This window comes from Arcobacter sp. CECT 8989 (assembly GCF_004116715.1).
GTDB lineage: Bacteria > Campylobacterota > Campylobacteria > Campylobacterales > Arcobacteraceae > Halarcobacter.
On the sequence record NZ_PDKE01000012.1, the window covers coordinates 81,029 to 99,921 of the forward strand.

Consider the following 18,893-nt stretch of genomic DNA (forward strand, 5'->3'; position numbering starts at 1 on the left):
GAAATTATCTACTTTTAGTTTGAAGTTCATTTATTAGTTTATTTGTATTTATTATACTAATAAAAATAGTTGCAAAAAGAAGAATAAATGCAACAACAATAGAAATAGTTACTGCTTTACTACTTGAAAGTTGTGCACTCATTTTTGAAGATTTATCCTTTTTTTTAACTTCTTTACTCTCTTCTTTTATAAAGCCACCTTTTGGAGGAACTCCTTCTTTTATAACAGTATGTCCTGGTCCACCATCAAGTAAAACTTGATATTTTACTTTTGGTATATTTATTGTAAGTTCATTTGAATCAGGTAATCTTTTTTGAAAAAGTATTTCACCTGAGTTTAGAGCTTGCAGTTTTACAAAAGCTCCAGCTGCACTCTCTCCTGTATTAAACATTCCTTCTATTGTAATTGTTCCATCTTGATTATCATAAATATTCAATAATAGTGAATGTGAATATAAAGTAACTGGAAGTAAAAATAGTAAAATTAATTTAAAAATTTTATTCATGATTTTGCCTTTATTTTCCAAAATTGTTTTGCTTCTGTTCTTTCTTTAGGAAGCTTGTTTGCTATATATATTAATAAAGCTCCAAATAAAAATAGCCCAATATTTACCCCTAAAATATTTCCCATTTCTTTAGTATATAAATCAATAGGAGTAAAATTAGAGTTTATACTATGAATAAAAGTAGAAAGTATAAATAAGCTACCACCTACAAATAAAAACTCTTTTGAAGCTTTATATGAGTTTATTCTATAAAATGACCAAAACAGAGTTAATAGCCAAACATTATAAAAGATTCCTTTTTGCCATAAAACTCTATCTTCTAAATCAAAAGGCATAGCCCATTGAAATACAAATAAAAAAGCAGTTGCTGGAATTATTCCTATCATACTAGCTAAACATAATTTTCCAAGCCAATGATAAAAAGTGATTTTTCCATCATATCTTTTAGCCTTTTTTTCTAAATAAAGCATAACTCCAAAACCAATTGCAATAGCACAAAGTGACATTATAATTGCAACAGCAAGTCTTGAAAAAATATCAATTCCAAATAGAAAATGTAAAAAGAAGATTCCTTCTGCCACAAAAACAGACCAAACTTTATCCATAACTTTTTTTTCTTTTATTAGTTCACCAGTTACTGCACTAAGTGTGATACTAGGTTTATTAAATATTCCACCATTTAAAAAAGGTTTATATGGGTTGTACCCAATAATCTCAACTTGTGCAGTTTTATCATGCCAGTTGATTAGTCTAACTTGTTTTAAATCTAATTGAGGATTAATCTCTTTGGCTTGTAGTAACAACTGCTTTATAGAAAGCATACTTTCTTTTTCTTCCACTTTTTTGATGGGTTTACTTTGAGGAAATAGAACAGTCCCGACAACTGCATCTATTGAGTTTGCTTCTCCTTTTGTTAAAACCTTTGACATAGGACCTGCACTAATTAATCCCACATTCATAATAGCACCACTAAGGGTTATAAGGAAAAAAGGAATGAAAGCCCATGTAAAAACTTTTATATGGATCTTTGAAAAAACTGCTTGTTGAGTTTTACCTTGGTTTTTAAATTTCATTATAGTAATAAGTATAAGACCAGTTATAATTAAAACCATAGTTCCAACTGCTACTAAACCAAATGAGATTCTTCCTATTATTTTTAAGGGTTGCCCATAATGAAGTTCATTTAAAAACTCAGCTAAGTGAGTTTGTTCTTTTGTTTCATTATTTAGTTTTTCTTTTGTTATAGGATTAAAAGCAAGAGGTTTTGCAAACCTATGTGTGATAACAACAGCAGGGTCTCCCATATTTCCAGGTAGATTGATTAACAAATTGTTTTTAGGATAGTTAGGAATTTTTAAAGCTTCATCAATCATATAGTTATAATCAATTTTTGTAATATCTACTTTTTCAATATGACGTGAAGGTTTTTCCCAAGTCTTAATATATGGTAGTAAAATTGCAAAAACTCCGAAAAAGATTGCAATATACATAAGTATAGAAAAAGTTACTCCTGCGGCTACGTGAATTCTAAATAGTCGCTGTTTAAATAGTTTTGATTTCGATTCTTCCATTTTGATACCTTAATATAAAATAATTAATGCTATAGAGAAAACAGATGTAGGTAGAATGAATCTATATAAAGCTTGAAGTTTTGAAATAGAAAGAGCAATCCACGTAGTTGCACATGCCCAAATAAAAGTATTAAACATAATAGATATAATAGCTGCTTCTCTTATTTTCATTGGTGCTAATAAGGCAAATAAAGTCATAGCTAAATAAGCAAGAATAAGACCTCCAAATATTGAACAAAGCACTCTAAAAAGTCCTATTTTTTTGCCATCATTTTCTGGGGTTTTTAAATAGTGATATATATTTTTTAACATTTTTTACCTTTTATTCTCAAAGAGTTTCCTCTTTGAGAAATCTAATTAAAATTTGTAGCTAATAGTTGCCATAATTGTTCTTGGAGTACCTGCATATACTCTATTAGCTAACATTGCACCTTCTACATACTCTTCGTCTGTTAGGTTTTGTACATTTAAACTTGCTTTCCAATTACCTTTTTTATATCCAACTGTCGCATTATAAATAATCTCAGAATCAAGTTTTAGGTCATTTGTATTAGTTGTATATCTACTTCCTAAAAATCTTGCTCCTCCACCTATATATGTATTTGGTAAGTTAAATGAACTTAAGTGATAAGTTGTAAAAATATTTGCAGTATGAGTTGGAATATTTTTTAATCTATTATTATCATTATCTAAATCTTTAGTTTTTGTATAACCATATGAAGCAACAATTGCTAAGTTAGACGTTATTTGACCTGTTAAATCAAACTCAATACCCTGAGATTGTTGTTTACCACTAGCTTTGTAGTATGTGTTTGGAGCAAGACCTTGAACTAGAGGAACATTCTCTTTTTCTATTTTAAAAATTGCAGCAGTAAGATTTAGTTTATCATCTAAGAATTTTTGTTTAATTCCTAACTCATAACCTTTCCCTTCTTCTGGGTCAAGAATATTGTCATTTTCATCTAAGTTAGTATTTGGTGTAAATGATTCTGAATAGTTTGTATAAATAGATGTACTAGGAGTAACTTTATAAACTAAACCTAATGAAGGAGTTAAAGCATCACTTTTTTGTCCATCTTTTGGTTTTGACTCACTATATCTTAGTCCTGCATTGAAGATTAGATTTTCAGTTAAATGAATACTATCTTGTAAAAAGATACCCCAAGATTTATTATATGTTTTTTCTCCAGTCATATCCATAGCACCTGGGTGGTCTGACAGTGAAGTAAAATCTTCATAATCTGGATTAGCTAAATCAAGGTTATATGCATTAAAAGGGTCAAAGTGCATAAATGTTTGACTATATGCCTTATTATAATCGGCACCTAAACTAATATTGTTTTTTATATTAAAGATATTTAATTCTTTATTTAAAGTATATTGTAGGGCATGTTCTGAAAACTCTTGGCTTTGATATGCATAAACTCTTCTTACTGTGTCAGTTGCTTCATTATATGCTTGAGGCATGTGAACATCCCCATTTGTTCCTACATAATCAATATATCTGTATTTGAAGTTTGAATTCCAAGTATCAAAGTCACTATTTAAATCAAAACCTACTATTTTTTGGGTTTTTTTAAACTCTTCATCAGGGTGAGAACTCATATTCTCAATAGGAGCGATAAGATTACCTTTGCTATTTATATATGTACCAAAAGAAGAGGGTGTTTTCTCTTTTAGATATTCTGCCATAATAGAAAAAGTATGGTTATTATTAATATCATATGCAATAGTAGGTGCGATAAATAGTCTATTTATATCTGTGTTAGAGTTAGTATAATCTTCTCCATGTTTAAAACTAGTAACTAATCTATATCTTAGAGAATCATCACTATTTATACCTCCACCAAAATCTGCATTAGTTGTATATGCAGTATGTTCATCAACTTTAAATTGAATCTCACCATGGTCTTGTTTTTGTGGTTTCTTTTTTACAATATTAACTAAGCCACCAGGACTTGATTGTCCATATTGTAATGAATCTGGACCTTTTAGTACTTCAATTGCTTGTAGATTATATATTTCTTGATTTGCAGTACTATTAGTAATCTTCATACTATCAATTAAAATTGGTACATTTGAAAAACCTCTCATTCCAATTTCAATACTTCTCCCGTGATTATTCCCTTGGTATGTAGTATTTGAAGACATTTTAATTATGTCATCTAAAGTCTGTGGTTGATAATCTTCTATAAAATCATCGTTAAAGATTTGGATTGATTTTGCACTATTCTCAATATCAATATTTGTTCTGTTTATTGAAGGTTCATCAAAACTTGCATAGTTTGAAGCTTCAGAACTAACAACAGTCACTGTGTCTAATTTTTTTATTTCTTTTTTTTCTGTGTCATTTGCGAATAATGACGAACTAGCAATTAGTAAACTAGAAAGGTAGATTGATAGATTTCTTTTAGAAAAATAAAATCTCATTAATAGGCTCCTTGAATAAATTGTTGGAATATTACTATTAATGATTATGATTATCAATATGATAAAGTCAAGAAAGGGAAAATTTTATCTATGAAAGGGAAAATTAATTGAATTGCTTTTTATATTTACTTGGTGAGATATTAAAATGTTCTTGAAATAGTTTACTAAAGTTTCCAACATGCTTATATCCTACTTTTGAACAAACTTCTTTTACACTAAACTCTTCTTGTAAAAGTTCTTTCGCTACATGTAGTCTTCTTTTTTGAATCATTTCATAAACTGTCATTCCGAAATACCGCTTAAAGTCTTTCTTTAAATAGCATTCATTTATAGCGGATTTGTATGCAATCTCTTTTATAGTAAGGCTTTCATAATAAGAAGTATTGATAAGTTGTTTTGCCTTTTCAAGGGAGTTAATAATAGTTTTATCTATTTTGTATGTTGCATTTATATTTGAAACTATCTTTTTTATAGTATATTCAATAAGGCTCATTGTTTTTGATTCAAGATTTAAATCTGTAAGCAAGTATTCTTTTTTTTCTTTTTTAGTAAAGGCAGATAGAATCTCCTTTTGTTCGGGATCAATTTGACTTCCTTTTATAATTGCATAGTTTTTCTTTTTTGCTTCTTGCATTTTTTCATTTAGATTTTTTAAATTATGAGCTAGTTTTAAAAATAGTTCTTCTTTGATTCCAATAGTTAACATATTGTATTCAGCACCTTTTTTTATGCTAACATCAACAAGAAATTTATCTGAACAGAAACCTAAAAAATAAGAGTTTTTTTTAAGTTCAAATTTTGAGTTATCTTCAAAAGTAAAAGAGTAATTATCTCCAAGATTAAAAATTAAAACTGCACCTGCAACATTTGATCTTTCAATTAGGATTTTGTCTTGATTTAATAAAAAGTTGCTAAGAAAAAAAGCAATTCCACTTCCCGAATCATATCCAATATAATCACCTAAACCATATTCAGGTTTAACATTACATATAAAGTTTTCTCTTGAAAAAGGGTTTTTGATTGTTTTTATTTCTTCAAAGATATCTAGGTATTCAGTTTTTTTAATTTTGTCCATAAACTGGATTGTACAGTTATTTCTTTAAAAAAACAAATCTACATTTAATAGTTATTATTAAGACTTTTGATGAGGTTATTATTTGCTTTCACTTGTATAAAAACCTTTGATAATAATACCTTTATTATCTTTTGCAGATTTTACATAGTAATTAGTAGGAGTAACAACTGCATAGTCATTTAGATTTTCTCTAATAAAAGATGCTGTTTCAATAACTCTTTGTCTTGAGAAACCTCTTATTAAATACTCTTTTACTCTGTTTTGAGTACTTTTAGGTTGCTTACTAATATCATCTTTAATTTTATTAAATACAACATTATCTGCATCTGCAACTACTGCAATAATCTCAACTCTAGTTAGGTTTTTTGTATTTTTAACAAAATCAGTAATTTTTTCTTGACAACTTGCAGTTAATAAAGAACTATTAGCTTTAAAGTCATAACACTTAACAACTTTTGATTTTTGAGTGTAATAAAACTTTCTAAAGTTTTTATTGTCTAAGTCAACAATTTTAGTCTCTACTTTTGTTACAACTTTCTCTTTTATTACTTCTACTTCTTTAGGTTCAATAACCTTTTTTATAACAACTTCTTTTTGTATCTCTGGTTTAATAGGAGTTTGTTGTTTGTTTTCTTCTTTTTCAAGAAGTAGATATATTATTGTTGAAAGGGTTACTATTATGATTAGACATAATGAGTAGATTAAATAGTTTACAAATCTCATGTCATTTGTATTTTTAATTTTTGGTTTTGCTTGGGGTGTAACTTTTGGAATTGAAAGTTCAGGGTTTATGCTCTTAGCTTTTTTAGAACTAGAATTACTTTTTGGTTTTGGCTTATTCTCATTAGATTTAGGTTTAGTATTCTCTTTTAGTTTCTTTTCAATATTCTCTTGAGATATAGTTTGACTTAATACTTCTTTTAATTTTTCTGTATTGTTTTTTTCCAAAAAGTGCCCTTACTCTTTATTTTTCAAATAAATCAGTATAATTAACGACATAATAGCTAAAAATAGTGGATAGAAAAATAAATAGTTTTTTAATGTTATCTTATTATTTTCTATTTTACTTGTTTCTAGCTTATTAATCTCTTCATAGATTTCATTTAGCTTCTCTTTCGAGTTTGCAGAAAATGATTTTCCCTTTGTTTGAGTAGCAATTTGATTTAAAATGATTTTGTTTGAATTTGCAATACTAATAGTATAAACCTTAATCTCATATTTATTTAAAAGTTTTAATGCAATTTCTAAAGGAATCGTACTAGAGTTATCAGCACCATCACTTAAAAGAATAATCACTTTTGATTTTGCTTTTGAAGATTTTAATATATTTGTTGAGGAAACAAGGGAATCAATAAGAGCTGTTTTATCTCCTACAACACCTACATCTAAATAATCAATTATTTCTAACTGAGCATCTTTATCAAAGCTAAGTGGTGTAGCCATCATAACTGATGTTCCAAAAACTACAATAGAAATATTGTCATTTACTCTTTTGGGAATAAACTCTTTTACAATATCTTTTACAACAGTAAATCTACTTTCCATTGGATTTAAAGGATTAAAGCCAAGCTCTTTCATAGAACCACTTGTGTCTAAACTTAATACTATATCAATACCATCATTTTTAATAAGTTGGGTGTTTAGTTTAGTATAAGGTGAGGCTAGGGCAATTATTGCTCCTACAATGGATATATATTTTAGTAAACCTTGAAAAACATTTGTACTAGCTTGGTTTTTAGCAAAGATATTTAAATGAGGAACAATATATGTTGGAATTTTTGCTTTACAAAAGATTGAGCAAAAAATAAATAGTAAAATAATTAATAAAAGATATGGGTATTCAAACCTTATTGAAAGTAAATAATCAAACATCTATACTATCCATAAATCTTGAAAATAGTATTTTAATATCTTCATCTATCTCTTTTACATCTTTTTTGTATTTGTATTGTTCAAGCTCATCTATTAATTCTTCTGCTAGCTTTTTTTCTCTTTGAGAAACTGCTAATAGTCTTGTATATTTTGTAATCGTATATGCACACTGCTTAGAGTCTTTAAAATCTATTTCTTCTAAGATTTTATAATACTCTTTTCTAAAATCTTTTTTTCTATTTTTGATTATTTTATATATTAAGAAAAGCAGTAAAAGCACTAAAGAAACAGCAACACTTATAAGTAAAATATAGATATAAATAGAAAAATCAGGTATCTCTACTAAGGATTTAATATCATGAATTTTAATATTCTCCATCATTGCATTAGCCTTAATAGTTTTACTAAAGGCTCTTCATGAGTGTATATTTTGATAGACTTTATAGCACACTTTTGAAGATGCTCAAAAAATAAGTGGTCATTCTCTTTTACCTCTTGTTCATATTTTTTGATTAGTGAACTATTTAAGTTTCCATCAAAGTTATAGTTAGTTGTTGGGTCAACAAGGTTTACATTTCCTAAGGCCTCAGGTTTTTCTTCAAATCTATCTCTTACCATTATTATAACTATCTCATGTTTCTTGCTAAGAACTTTTAAGTCTAAGTTCTTGATATCAAAAAAGTCTCCTATTAAAAAGATTGTAGATTTCTTTTTGATTTTTAATAATAACTCTTCAGTAATCTTTTTAAAGTCTTGTTGTTTACCAACACTGTTGTAATTGAAAATCTCTTCTGCCATTTTGTTTACTGCAAAATGTCTTTTTGATTTTTTTGTACAAAGGTTTACATTTTCATTTGCAATAAAAGAAGTAAATGGATCACTTTGTTTGATACAAGAATATCCTAAAATAGAGGATATTTCTGTAATAAGTTCTTGTTTAAATTTCTTTGTTCCAAAGTGAACTGAACCAGTTAAAATAGGAACAATTGAAATATTTAGTTCCCTTTGAGCATGAAAGACTTTTACATAAGGCTTTTTAAACTTAGCACTAATTACCCAGTCTATGTTTTTGATATCTTCTCCATACTCATACTCTTTTAATTCTAAGAAATCATAACCTTCACCTTTTAAAAGGGAAGAGTTGTTTCCAATATTCTCTGAAAAGATTTGTCTTCTTGTTTTTATTAATATTTTTTTTAAAGAGTTATTCATTTATGGGATTTGTATTTTTTCCATTATTTTTTGAATTAGTTCATCCGTTGAAATTTGCATTGCTTCTGCTTCATAAGATAAAATAATTCTATGTCTTAAAATATTTTTAACTACAAGAGCTATATCAATAGGACTTACAAAATCATTGCCCCTTAAAAATGCCATTGCTTTTACTGCTTTAAACATATCAATAGTTGCCCTTGGACTTGCTCCAAACTGAATATAGTCAGCTATGTCTTCTAAGCCATACTCTTTAGGTTCTCTTGTTGCACAAACTATATCTACAATATATTTTTCTAGTTCTTCATCAATATGAATATTTGATACTTCTTTTTTAATCTCTTCAAGAGTCTCTTTATCTAATATTTTATTTAACTCAATATTTTCATCTGAAGTTACTTTTTTTGCTATTTCAAACTCTTCTTGTTTTGTGTTATATCCAACTACAATTTTAAACATAAATCTATCTAATTGTGCTTCTGGAAGTGTATATGCACCTTCTTGCTCAATTGGATTTTGCGTTGCTAGAACTAAAAAAGGTGAGTCAATCTTAAAACTATCTTCTGCAATTGTTACTTGTCTTTCTTGCATAACTTCTAGTAAGGCTGATTGAACTTTGGCAGGGGCTCTGTTTATCTCATCAGCAAGTAAAAGGTTAGTAAAAATTGGTCCTTTTTTTATCTTAAATTCGCTTATTTTCATATCATAAATTTGGGCGCCAATAATATCACTAGGTAATAAATCAGGGGTAAACTGAACTCTTTTAAAGTTTAAGCTAATAATATCAGCTAGAGTTTTAACTGTTGTTGTTTTTGCTAATCCTGGAACACCTTCTAAAAGAATATGTCCATTTGTAAAAAGACCTATTAATAAGGCATCAACCATTTCACTTTGACCTACAATAACTTTTGAAAGCTCTTCTTTTACACTTAATACTTTATTTTGTAACATTAGTCCTCAATTTATAAATAAATTTTTATGTATTTTATCAAATGAAATATACTAAAAGCTTAAATGCACAGCTTAAAGAAAAATTAAACTTACATTAGATAAAATCACGACTCTATTTTAAATAGAAACCTCACATGTGTCAATCCTGGTATGGGTTGTGACAAGTTAATTGTACTTGCCATTAAGGGGCACAGAGGCAAAACCCTAAAAAATTAAAACAAGGAACAAAACATGGTTACAATGAAAGACCTATTAGAGTGTGGTGTACACTTCGGACACCAAACAAGAAGATGGAATCCAAAAATGAAAAAATTCATTTTCGGTGTTAGAAAGAATATTTATATTATTGACTTACAAAAAACGTTAAGATATTTCAGATATACATACAATGTAGTTAGAGATGCAGCAGCTGAAGGTCAAACAATGATTTTCGTTGGTACTAAAAAACAAGCTTCTGAAGCTGTTAAAAGAGCTGCAGAAAATTGTGGTATGCCATACGTTAACCACAGATGGTTAGGTGGTATGTTAACAAACTACGGAACAATTAAAAAATCTATTAGAAAATTAGAAGTTATTAAAAAAATGAGAGAAGAAGGGCAATTAGACCTTCTAACTAAAAAAGAAGCATTAATGCTTACAAGAAAAGAAGAGAAGTTAGAATTATACCTTGGTGGTATCAAAGAAATGAACAAACTTCCTGATTTAATGTTTGTACTTGATGCAGTAAAAGAAAAAATCGCTATTAAAGAAGCTAGAAGACTTGGAATCAAAGTTGTAGCTCCATTAGATACTAACTGTGACCCTGATTTAGTTGATTTCCCAATTCCAGGAAACGATGATGCAATCAGATCTATTCAATTATTCTGCAACGAAATGGCAGAAGCAATTAATGAAGGTAAAGCTGCATTAGCTGACGAAGTTGGTGAAGAAGAAGCACCTGTAACTTCTGAAGAAGCTGCAGAGGTTGTTGCAGAAGCTGTTGCTGAGGGTGAAACTGAAGCAGTTGAAACTGAAGAAACTAAGGAAGCGTAATTATGGCAGGAGCAACTCCAAAATTAATTAAAGAATTAAGAGAAAAATCTGGTGCAGGAATGCTTGATTGTAAAAAAGCATTAAATGAGTGTAATGGTGACATTGAAGAAGCACAAACATGGTTAAGAGAGCAAGGTCTTGCAAAGGCTGCTAAAAAATCATCAAATGTTGCTGCAGAAGGTTTAGTATCTATCTTAATCAATGAAGAGAATACTAAAGCTACAATGACTGAACTTAACTCTCAAACTGACTTCGTTGCTAAAAACGACCAGTTTATTGCGTTAACTAAGCAAATTACAACTCACGCACAAGTAAACAACCTAAATGATGCTGAAGCTTTAGCTTCTTCTTCAATTGATGGTCAAGAGTTTACTACATTCTTAAATGAAAAAATTGCAGTTATCGGTGAAAACTTAGTTGCAAGAAAAGTTATCAATGTTGAAGGACCAGTTGTTAATGGTTATGTTCACATGGGTAAAGTTGGTGTTATCTTAGCTGCAAAATGTGATGATGCTGCAAAAGAAAAAACTGCTGAATTATTAAAGAAAGTTGCAATGCATGCAGCTTCTATGAAGCCAACTGTTATTTCTTACGAAGATTTATCAGCTGAGTTCATTGAGTCTGAAAATAAAGCAATTATTGCTGATATTGAAAAAGAGAATGAAGAGTTAGTTAGACTTGGGAAACCTCTTAAAAATATTCCTCAATTTGTTTCAAAACAACAATTAACTGAAGATGCAGTTGAAGCTGCTAGAAATGAAATGAAAGAAGAGTTAATCGCTCAAGGTAAACCTGAAAAAATTATCGACAACATCGTTGCTGGTAAAATTAACAGATGGATTGAAGATAACTCTCAATTAGATAAAACACATGCATTATTATCTCAAACTTACGTTATGGATGATTCAATGACTGTTGAAGAAGCTATTAAAGCTGTTGATGCATCAATTGAAATCGTTGAGTATGTAAGATTCGAGCTTGGTGAAGGTATCGAAAAGAAAGAAGAAGATTTCGCTGCTGAAGTAGCTGCTCAAATGGGTAACTAATTAGTATCTTACTAAATAATAATGAAGATGAAGTAATGGGTGAACAATTAGATAATAACTCACCCATTGCTGAACAAAAACCTAACTTGCTTGACGCAAAAAATATTTCCCACGAATTTGATTATAAACTTTTTGAAAATATAACTTTCTCAATACAACCAAAAGAGTCAATCTCTATTATTGGTATGAGTGGAAGTGGAAAATCAACTTTACTTAATATTTTATCCTCTTTATTAATCCCTAAATCAGGTGAAATTATTTACAATAATAAGAATCTATATGGATTAAAGAAAAAAGAGCTTTTAAATATAAGAAGAGAAGATTTTGGTATAATATTTCAAGCTCATTATTTATTTCGTGGTTTTTCTGCAAGTGATAATTTAAAAATTGCTACACTATTAAGTGGAAATGATGTAGACCAAGAGCTATTAAAAAAGCTTAACATAGAGTTTGTATTAAACCAAAGTGTAGGGGAGTTAAGTGGTGGACAACAACAAAGACTCTCAATTGCAAGGGTATTAACAAAAAAACCTAAAATTATATTTGCAGATGAACCAACAGGTAATTTAGATAAAGATACAGCACAAGTAGTTATGGATACACTATTTAACTACATAAAAGAGAATAGTGCCGCACTAGTTTTAGTTACCCATGAGAATGATTTAGCTAAACAGTGTGACAAAGTATATAAACTAGAAAATCTTCAATTAAAGGAGTTGAAATAAAATGGATTTGGTACTAATTACAAAAACTCCTATAATTGAAAAGATATTTAGATTAGTATGTAAAAAGTTAGATTTAACAATAAATGTTAAACAAGACTTATCCTTTAAAAGAGAAGATATTGTAGATATTATAGTTGTTGATGAAGAGTATATTAACGATGACTTTAATAACTTAAAAAGAAATACTAAAAAACTTGCAGCAATAACTAGTGAAGAACTTCCTTTTGAAAAATCAAGAGACTTTATAATAACTAGACCTTTTTTACCAACAGCTTTAGAAGAAATGTTATCTGAACAAATTGAGTATATAAAAGAAGATGAAACTACAAAAGAAGATGTTAGAAATGCAGCAAATGAAGAGGAAATAATTTCAAACTATGTTGAGTCTTTAGCTGATGATGTAGCTTATAATATTGAAGAAGACAATGATGAGTCAATAGTAAGTATTGCTTCTTTAAAAGATGGTGGAATATTAGATAATAGTGAATTAAGTAAAATCACTGATATTCTACATGATGAAGAGATAGAAAAAGAAGTTCTAGTTACAGAAAATGACTGGAAAGATATTAATGAAATTATTGATGATGCTTTAAGTGAAGTAAGTGAGTATGAGTTTGATTTAGATGAGCATGAAGCAAAAGATGCAAATACTCCTATAAAAGTATTATTAAATAATTACTCTATAGAAGAGTTAAAACCATTTTTACAAAAGTTTAATCAAAATGTAATTGATAGACTTTCAAATGGTGAAGATATATATGTTAGATTAAGTTTAAAGGTAGATAATTAATATGGATAAAAAAGGTGCTATTTTAATACTTTCAGGTCCAAGTGGATGTGGTAAATCAACTCTTTTAAAAAAAGTATATGAAGAGATAGAAGACTATTACTTTTCAATCTCAACAACAACAAGAGACCCAAGAGAGGGTGAAAGAAATGGTGTTGATTACCTTTTTGTAAAAAAAGAAGAGTTTGAAGAAGATATTAAAAATGGACAATTCCTTGAATGGGCAGAAGTACATGGAAATTATTATGGAACTTCATTAAAGCCTATTAAAAAAGCTTTAGAAGAGGGTAAGCTTGTTATCTTTGATATTGATGTTCAAGGACATGAGATAGTAAGAAAAAAACTTGATAAAGTAGTTACTTCTGTATTTATTACAACACCTTCTTTAGATGAATTAGAAACAAGACTGAAAAATAGAGATACTGATTCAAGTATTGTTATTGCAAGAAGAATTGAGAATGCAAAACATGAAATTAAATCTTTCCAAAAGTATGATTATTTTGTAGAAAATGATGATTTAGAAAAAGCAAGTTCTGAGTTAATTTCTATTGCTAAAATAGCAAGAATTAAATCAAAACTTTTTGAGAAAGAAGAGTTAATTAAGAACTGGTTAGGTTACTAGTCTTAATTTATCTCATCAAAGCTTAAAGGGGCATCGAAGTAATACCCTTGGCAATAATCTACACCAAGCTCTTTTATTTGTTTATAAATCTCTTCACTAGAAACAAACTCTGCAACTGTTGCAAAACCAAATCTTTTAGCAAACTCTGTAATAGTTTTTACAATGATTTTTTGATTTTCAGAAGAATCAATATTTTTGATTAAACTTCCATCAATTTTTACATAAGAGATTTTTAGGTTAACTAGCATATTAAAGTTTGAGTATCCTGCACCAAAGTCATCAACCCCAACGTTACAACCATAAGATTTAACATTTTCGATAAATTTAAATACTTCTGAGAAATCAGAGATCTCTTCTGATTCTAAAATTTCAAATTCTAAAAGGTGAGCATGGTTTTTATGTTCTTCTATCACTGAATAGATATAAGACATAGTATTTTCACTGGCAATATCTTCAAAAGAAATATTAACAGCAACTCTTTTACCTTTTTTGATAATTAGGTTAAAGGCTTCGTTAATCATGATTTTGATGATATTTGGATAAAGCTTAGCTTTTTTTGCAATATCTAAAAAGAAGTATGGAGAAACTACAGTTCCATCTTCTTCTATGTATCTAACTAGAGCTTCATACTTGTATACTTCTTTTGTCTGAGTATTTACGATTGGCTGGAAATATCCTTTAAAGTTGTCATTTTTAACACCATTTTTGATTTTTTTAATCCATTTAATATTTTCTTCAAATGATTCTTGAATATTAAATGAGTCATCATAGATTAAGATTGGTTCAAATTTTCTTCTTGCATAAGAAACAACTCTTTGTGCATATTTATAAGCGTTTGAGTTTTCACTTTTTGCAATACCAATAGTGACATTTAAGTCAATCTCATGCTCATCAATGTAAACAGGGTCTTCTTCAATATAGTTTTCAAAATCTTTACATAGTTGATATAATTCTTGAATATCTCTGTTAAAATCATTTGAAACAATTAAGAACTTATCTGCTTCAATTCTATAAATTCTAAAGTCTTCTTTTCTAAAAAACTTCTTTAATGAGTCTGCAAATTCAATAAGAACTTTGTCTCCATTTGTTTCTCCAAATAGGTCATTGATAGTTGAAAACTTATCAATATTTACCATTGCCATTAAACCTTGTTGTGATGTCTCAAGGTCTTTTTTTAGTCTATTTCTATTTGGAAGGTGAGTTAAGTTATCAACATATAAGTCTTTTAATTCATGGTAAAGTAAAGATTGACTCATAAGTTGAAGAAGTTTTTTCATGTCAATTGGTTTTAAAACGTATTTGTCAACACCTATATCAATAGCTTCTAATAAGTATTCAGTATTTGAAAAAGCAGTTGCTACAATAATAGGAATATTTGAGTTGATTTTTTTGATTTCTCTAATCATTTCAAGCCCATTCATAATAGGCATATTAACGTCAGTAATAATAATATCTATTTCAGATTCATGTTCTTTAAATAGTTCTAAACCTTGTGCTCCATTTTCAGCTACAAGTTGTTTTTTTGTAAAGCCTTTTAAGATATTAAGTGTTATTTCTCTAAGTGCAGCTTCATCTTCTGCATAAAGAATTGTGATATTTTTTAAAATTGATACATTTTCTATCATTAAGACTTACTCCATATATATTACGATATAATATTATACTATATATTAGATGAACATTATATGTAAGCAATATACAATATTATTTTAGGAATTTTAGTGTCTAAAACAAGATGTGATCACTGCCATTTAGAATTTGATGATAGTGTTATGATAAAAGAGAGTAATTTAAATTTTTGTTGTAAAGGTTGCCAAGGAGTTTACCATCTTTTAAAGGATGATGGACTAGATTCTTTTTATGATAAGCTTGGAAATAAAACTATTAATCCTCCTATTGAAGTTGATGATGATATTAATAGATTTGATACCAAAAGTTTTGAAGAGATGTTTATCTCTACAAATGAAGATGGTTTTAAACAAATTGATTTAATCATTGAAGGAATTCATTGTGCTGCTTGTGTTTGGCTTAATGAAAAAGTACTTTATGATACTGATGGCATAGTAAGTGCTGATATTAATTTCACAAATAATAAAGCAAAGATAGTTTGGGATGATAGAAGTGTTAATCTATCAGACATAATCAAAAAAATAAGAAGTATTGGTTATAACGCTTATGCTTATGATGCAAGTGCTGCTGATGAACAAGCTGTAAAATCAAAAAGAGACTATTTTATTCGTATGATGGTTGCAGTTTTTGCAAGTATGAATATTATGATGCTTTCTGTTGCAAAATATACTGGCTTTTTCACAGGAATGGATGAAGAAGTAAGAGGTTTTGTTCATTTAGGTGAATTTATTCTTGCAACTCCTGTATTATTCTATTCTGGATGGATATTCTTCCGTGGTGCATATTATGGTTTAAGAAATCGTATTTTAAATATGGACTTCTTAGTTAGTTCAGGAGCAACACTAACTTATATTTATTCACTATTTATTCTTTTTGGGGCAAAAGGTGAAAGCTATTTTGACTCTGTTGCTATGATTATTACCTTTGTATTAGTTGGAAAGTATTTAGAGGTCATTGGTAAAAAAAGTGCTGTAGATACTTTAGATAAAATTAAAGGAACACTTCCTTTAGAAGCAACTGTAGTAAAAGATGGAGTTAAAAAATCAATTCCACTAAATAGTATCAAAGTAGGTGATATTATTGAGTTAAGGTCTGGTGAAAAAGTTTGTATTGATGGTTTTATTACTAGTGGAGAAGGGAATTTTGACGAATCAAGTTTAACAGGTGAGTCTTTACCTATTTATAAAAAGAAGGGTCAAAAAGTATTTAGTGGAACAATAAATAGTGATAGTGTTATTAGATATGAAGCTAGCAAAACATATAAAGATTCAACTTTAAACTCTATTGTAACTTTGCTTGAAGATTCTCTTAGTTCAAAACCAAAAATTGAGCATAAAGCAAATGAAGTATCAAAAGGTTTTACTCTTACTATTCTTTCTTTATCTTTACTTACTTTCTTGGTTTGGTATTTCTTAGGGATAGATTTAGGTTTTGATTATGAGGGAACTAACCATTTTGAAAAATCATTTATCGTAGCTATTTCTGTTATTGTTATTGCTTGTCCTTGTGCCTTAGCTCTTGCTACACCAATTGCTAGTTTGGTTGGTATTTCAGAACTTGCTAAAAAAGGTCTACTTTTTAAAGAAGCAAAATATATTGAATCAATGGCTAAAGCTGATACTTTAGTGATGGATAAAACTGGAACTATTACAAAGGGTGAATTAAAAGTTAAAAAGATGAGACTTTTAGATGATAATATTCATAAGTTAAATCTTTTATATTCTGTATTGGAAGCTTCAACTCACCCAGTTTCTGTTTCAGTTAAAAAACATCTTGAAAAAGAGTTATCTTTAGAGATAAAAGATATATTTGATGTAAAACAAGTTGAAGCAAAGGGAATAAAAGCAAAATATAAAAATGTAGATGGAAAACTGTTTCATCTTATGGGTGGAAATATTGAGCTTTTAAAAGACAGTGGTATTAACTATAAATTTGATTCAAATAACACAGTATATATCTTTGCAATCAATAGAAGAGTAATAGCAACGTTTGAATTAGTAGATGAGATAAAAGAGGGTGCTAAAGAGCTTATTAAAGATGCCTACTCAAATGGTTTAGATGTTGTGATGTTAACTGGTGATAATGAAAGTGTAGCTTCTAAAGTAGCATCTCAAGTTGGAATTAAAACTTTTGTTGCAGGAATTAATCCTATAAAAAAAGCAGAATATATAAAAAGTTTAAAAGAGTCAGGAAAAACAGTTATTATGGCTGGTGATGGTATTAATGATTCTATTGCTTTAGCGAAATCAGATGTTGCCATAGCTATGGGTAACTCTTCAGATGTAACAATCTCTGTATCAGATGTTGTTTTATTAAATAATTCACTAGAGAGTCTTTTAAAAGCATTTATGATATCAAGAAGAACCTATAAGTTTATAAAACAGAATCTTACTTTATCTTTAGTGTATAATGCAATAACTATACCTTTAGCAATGGCTGGACTTGTAATACCTTTAGTAGCAGCTTTATCTATGAGTTTAAGTTCACTACTAGTAGTTGCAAACTCTATGAGAATTAAACAAAAATAAATAGGACAAAAAAATGATAAATGATACTTTATTGATGATGTTAATTGTAGGACTTGTTGTCTCTTTTGCAATCTTAGCTGTATTTATTTGGGGTGCAAAAGGTGGCCAGTTTGATGATAGTAGAAAAATGATGGATGGATTATTATTTGATGGAACTGATGACTTAAATGATGCCGTTAAAAAAGAGGAAAAAGTAAAAAAAGCCAAAGAGCATAAAAAAAGTGAACCACCTAAGAAGTGATTCACTTTTTATTATATGAAAAGCTAATTAGAATGCAGCGATTTGCTTAGCTAAATCTTCAATATCAGCATCAGAAAGTCTTGCAACTTGACCTTTCATAACACCTTTCATAGCTCCACCATAAGAACCATCTTTGTAACCTTTTAATGCAGCAACAGTTTTTTCAACTGGCCAACCTTTAATTACAGCAGATTTTCCTAGAGCAGGTTTTTCTGCAGCAGCCCCATGACATCCAGCACATGGTGCCCAGTTTGCAGCCATTAATGAAGCAGCAGCAATCATTGTTCCTAAAACAATCTTTTTCATTTAATCTCCTTGTTTATATAAAACTAAATTTTATCACTTTTTTCTTTTATTTAACTTATGAAACCCCTGAAATTAAAGACAAAATTATAACCTAGGATAATATTTCTTCTAATTTATACATTAGTTTTAAGAAAATTACTTTTATTTTACTCTTCCTCTTTTAAACTATTTTTTCTATATTACTTTTTATTTCATTTAAAAGTTTATTACTATCTATACTCTCAATATCAATTTTTTCCAATTTTTGCAACAATTGACAGATATCATCTAAAGCGACATTTAAACAAGAGTTTTTGATGTAATGAGCCTTTTGGGCTATTGCTTCTTTCTCTTGATTTTCAATTAAACTCTCTAACTCTTC

Annotated in this window: 20 protein-coding genes; 7 read left to right on the forward strand and 13 right to left on the reverse strand. The window is 28.6% G+C overall.

From position 1 onward, the window contains the following. Positions 1 to 4: 4 nt before the first annotated feature. The 10 genes from CRV02_RS11640 to CRV02_RS11685 all read right to left on the reverse strand — a co-directional run bounded on the left by CRV02_RS11640 (position 5) and on the right by CRV02_RS11685 (position 9,616). Positions 5 to 505 carry a hypothetical protein gene (locus tag CRV02_RS11640; protein ID WP_129090462.1) on the reverse strand — a complete coding sequence of 167 codons (501 nt, stop codon included), beginning with the start codon at positions 503 to 505 and terminating at the stop codon, positions 5 to 7. Further along, positions 502 to 2,076 carry a PepSY-associated TM helix domain-containing protein gene (locus tag CRV02_RS11645; RefSeq protein WP_129090463.1) on the reverse strand — a complete coding sequence of 525 codons (1,575 nt, stop codon included), beginning with the start codon at positions 2,074 to 2,076 and terminating at the stop codon, positions 502 to 504. The genes CRV02_RS11640 and CRV02_RS11645 overlap by 4 nt, the downstream gene beginning before the upstream one ends. A gap of 9 nt (positions 2,077 to 2,085) precedes the next feature. Next, the gene (locus CRV02_RS11650; RefSeq protein WP_129090464.1) at positions 2,086 to 2,388 is read right to left on the reverse strand and encodes a hypothetical protein; all 303 of its coding nucleotides are present in this window, start codon (positions 2,386 to 2,388) and stop codon (positions 2,086 to 2,088) included. Positions 2,389 to 2,433: 45 nt separating this feature from the next. Then, a complete protein-coding gene (locus CRV02_RS11655) occupies positions 2,434 to 4,506 on the reverse strand; it encodes a TonB-dependent siderophore receptor (RefSeq protein ID WP_129090465.1) in 2,073 nt (690 codons plus the stop codon). 103 nt (positions 4,507 to 4,609) lie between these two features. After that, positions 4,610 to 5,581, reverse strand: a complete 972-nt coding sequence (locus CRV02_RS11660) for an AraC family transcriptional regulator (RefSeq protein ID WP_129090466.1) — start codon at positions 5,579 to 5,581, stop codon at positions 4,610 to 4,612. Positions 5,582 to 5,659: 78 nt separating this feature from the next. Further along, the gene (locus CRV02_RS11665) at positions 5,660 to 6,529 is read right to left on the reverse strand and encodes a hypothetical protein (RefSeq protein WP_129090467.1); all 870 of its coding nucleotides are present in this window, start codon (positions 6,527 to 6,529) and stop codon (positions 5,660 to 5,662) included. Between the two features lie 9 nt (positions 6,530 to 6,538). Beyond that, positions 6,539 to 7,453 carry a VWA domain-containing protein gene (locus CRV02_RS11670; RefSeq protein WP_129090468.1) on the reverse strand — a complete coding sequence of 305 codons (915 nt, stop codon included), beginning with the start codon at positions 7,451 to 7,453 and terminating at the stop codon, positions 6,539 to 6,541. Beyond that, positions 7,446 to 7,835, reverse strand: a complete 390-nt coding sequence (locus tag CRV02_RS11675) for a hypothetical protein (RefSeq protein WP_129090469.1) — start codon at positions 7,833 to 7,835, stop codon at positions 7,446 to 7,448. The genes CRV02_RS11670 and CRV02_RS11675 overlap by 8 nt, the downstream gene beginning before the upstream one ends. Next, positions 7,832 to 8,665, reverse strand: a complete 834-nt coding sequence (locus tag CRV02_RS11680) for a DUF58 domain-containing protein (protein ID WP_129090470.1) — start codon at positions 8,663 to 8,665, stop codon at positions 7,832 to 7,834. Before CRV02_RS11680 ends, CRV02_RS11675 begins: the two co-directional genes overlap by 4 nt. Beyond that, positions 8,666 to 9,616, reverse strand: a complete 951-nt coding sequence (locus CRV02_RS11685) for a MoxR family ATPase (RefSeq protein ID WP_129090471.1) — start codon at positions 9,614 to 9,616, stop codon at positions 8,666 to 8,668. 231 nt (positions 9,617 to 9,847) lie between these two features. On the opposite strand from CRV02_RS11685, the gene rpsB reads away from it, so the two are divergent. From rpsB to gmk, 5 genes are read left to right on the forward strand one after another with little or no spacing between them, the layout of a single operon-like run. Next, positions 9,848 to 10,648, forward strand: coding sequence for a 30S ribosomal protein S2 (gene rpsB / locus CRV02_RS11690; protein WP_129090472.1), 801 nt, complete (start codon positions 9,848 to 9,850; stop codon positions 10,646 to 10,648). Between the two features lie 2 nt (positions 10,649 to 10,650). Continuing rightward, positions 10,651 to 11,694, forward strand: coding sequence for a translation elongation factor Ts (tsf, locus tag CRV02_RS11695; protein ID WP_129090473.1), 1,044 nt, complete (start codon positions 10,651 to 10,653; stop codon positions 11,692 to 11,694). A gap of 35 nt (positions 11,695 to 11,729) precedes the next feature. After that, a complete protein-coding gene (locus tag CRV02_RS11700) occupies positions 11,730 to 12,419 on the forward strand; it encodes an ABC transporter ATP-binding protein (protein ID WP_129090474.1) in 690 nt (229 codons plus the stop codon). 1 nt (position 12,420) lies between these two features. Then, the gene (locus CRV02_RS11705; RefSeq protein WP_129090475.1) at positions 12,421 to 13,209 is read left to right on the forward strand and encodes a hypothetical protein; all 789 of its coding nucleotides are present in this window, start codon (positions 12,421 to 12,423) and stop codon (positions 13,207 to 13,209) included. Position 13,210: 1 nt separating this feature from the next. Beyond that, a complete protein-coding gene (gene gmk / locus CRV02_RS11710; RefSeq protein ID WP_129090476.1) occupies positions 13,211 to 13,828 on the forward strand; it encodes a guanylate kinase in 618 nt (205 codons plus the stop codon). 2 nt (positions 13,829 to 13,830) lie between these two features. On the opposite strand, the gene CRV02_RS11715 is transcribed toward gmk, so the two are convergent. Next, the gene (locus tag CRV02_RS11715) at positions 13,831 to 15,453 is read right to left on the reverse strand and encodes an EAL domain-containing protein (RefSeq protein ID WP_129090477.1); all 1,623 of its coding nucleotides are present in this window, start codon (positions 15,451 to 15,453) and stop codon (positions 13,831 to 13,833) included. 96 nt (positions 15,454 to 15,549) lie between these two features. Between CRV02_RS11715 and CRV02_RS11720 the strand changes: the two genes are divergently transcribed. Together CRV02_RS11720 and ccoS are read left to right on the forward strand one after the other, a co-directional pair. Next, positions 15,550 to 17,985: a heavy metal translocating P-type ATPase gene (locus tag CRV02_RS11720; protein WP_129090478.1), complete on the forward strand. Its 2,436-nt coding sequence runs from the start codon at positions 15,550 to 15,552 to the stop codon at positions 17,983 to 17,985. Positions 17,986 to 17,998: 13 nt separating this feature from the next. After that, the gene (gene ccoS, locus CRV02_RS11725) at positions 17,999 to 18,226 is read left to right on the forward strand and encodes a cbb3-type cytochrome oxidase assembly protein CcoS (RefSeq protein ID WP_129085446.1); all 228 of its coding nucleotides are present in this window, start codon (positions 17,999 to 18,001) and stop codon (positions 18,224 to 18,226) included. 27 nt (positions 18,227 to 18,253) lie between these two features. Here ccoS and CRV02_RS11730 read toward each other — a convergent pair whose 3' ends face one another. After that, positions 18,254 to 18,532 (reverse strand): c-type cytochrome, encoded by a 279-nt coding sequence (locus CRV02_RS11730; protein ID WP_129085447.1) that lies wholly within the window; start codon positions 18,530 to 18,532, stop codon positions 18,254 to 18,256. 160 nt (positions 18,533 to 18,692) lie between these two features. Beyond that, a partial coding sequence (locus CRV02_RS14855; protein ID WP_164968999.1) for an Hpt domain-containing protein occupies positions 18,693 to 18,893 on the reverse strand: 201 nt, incomplete at its 5' end.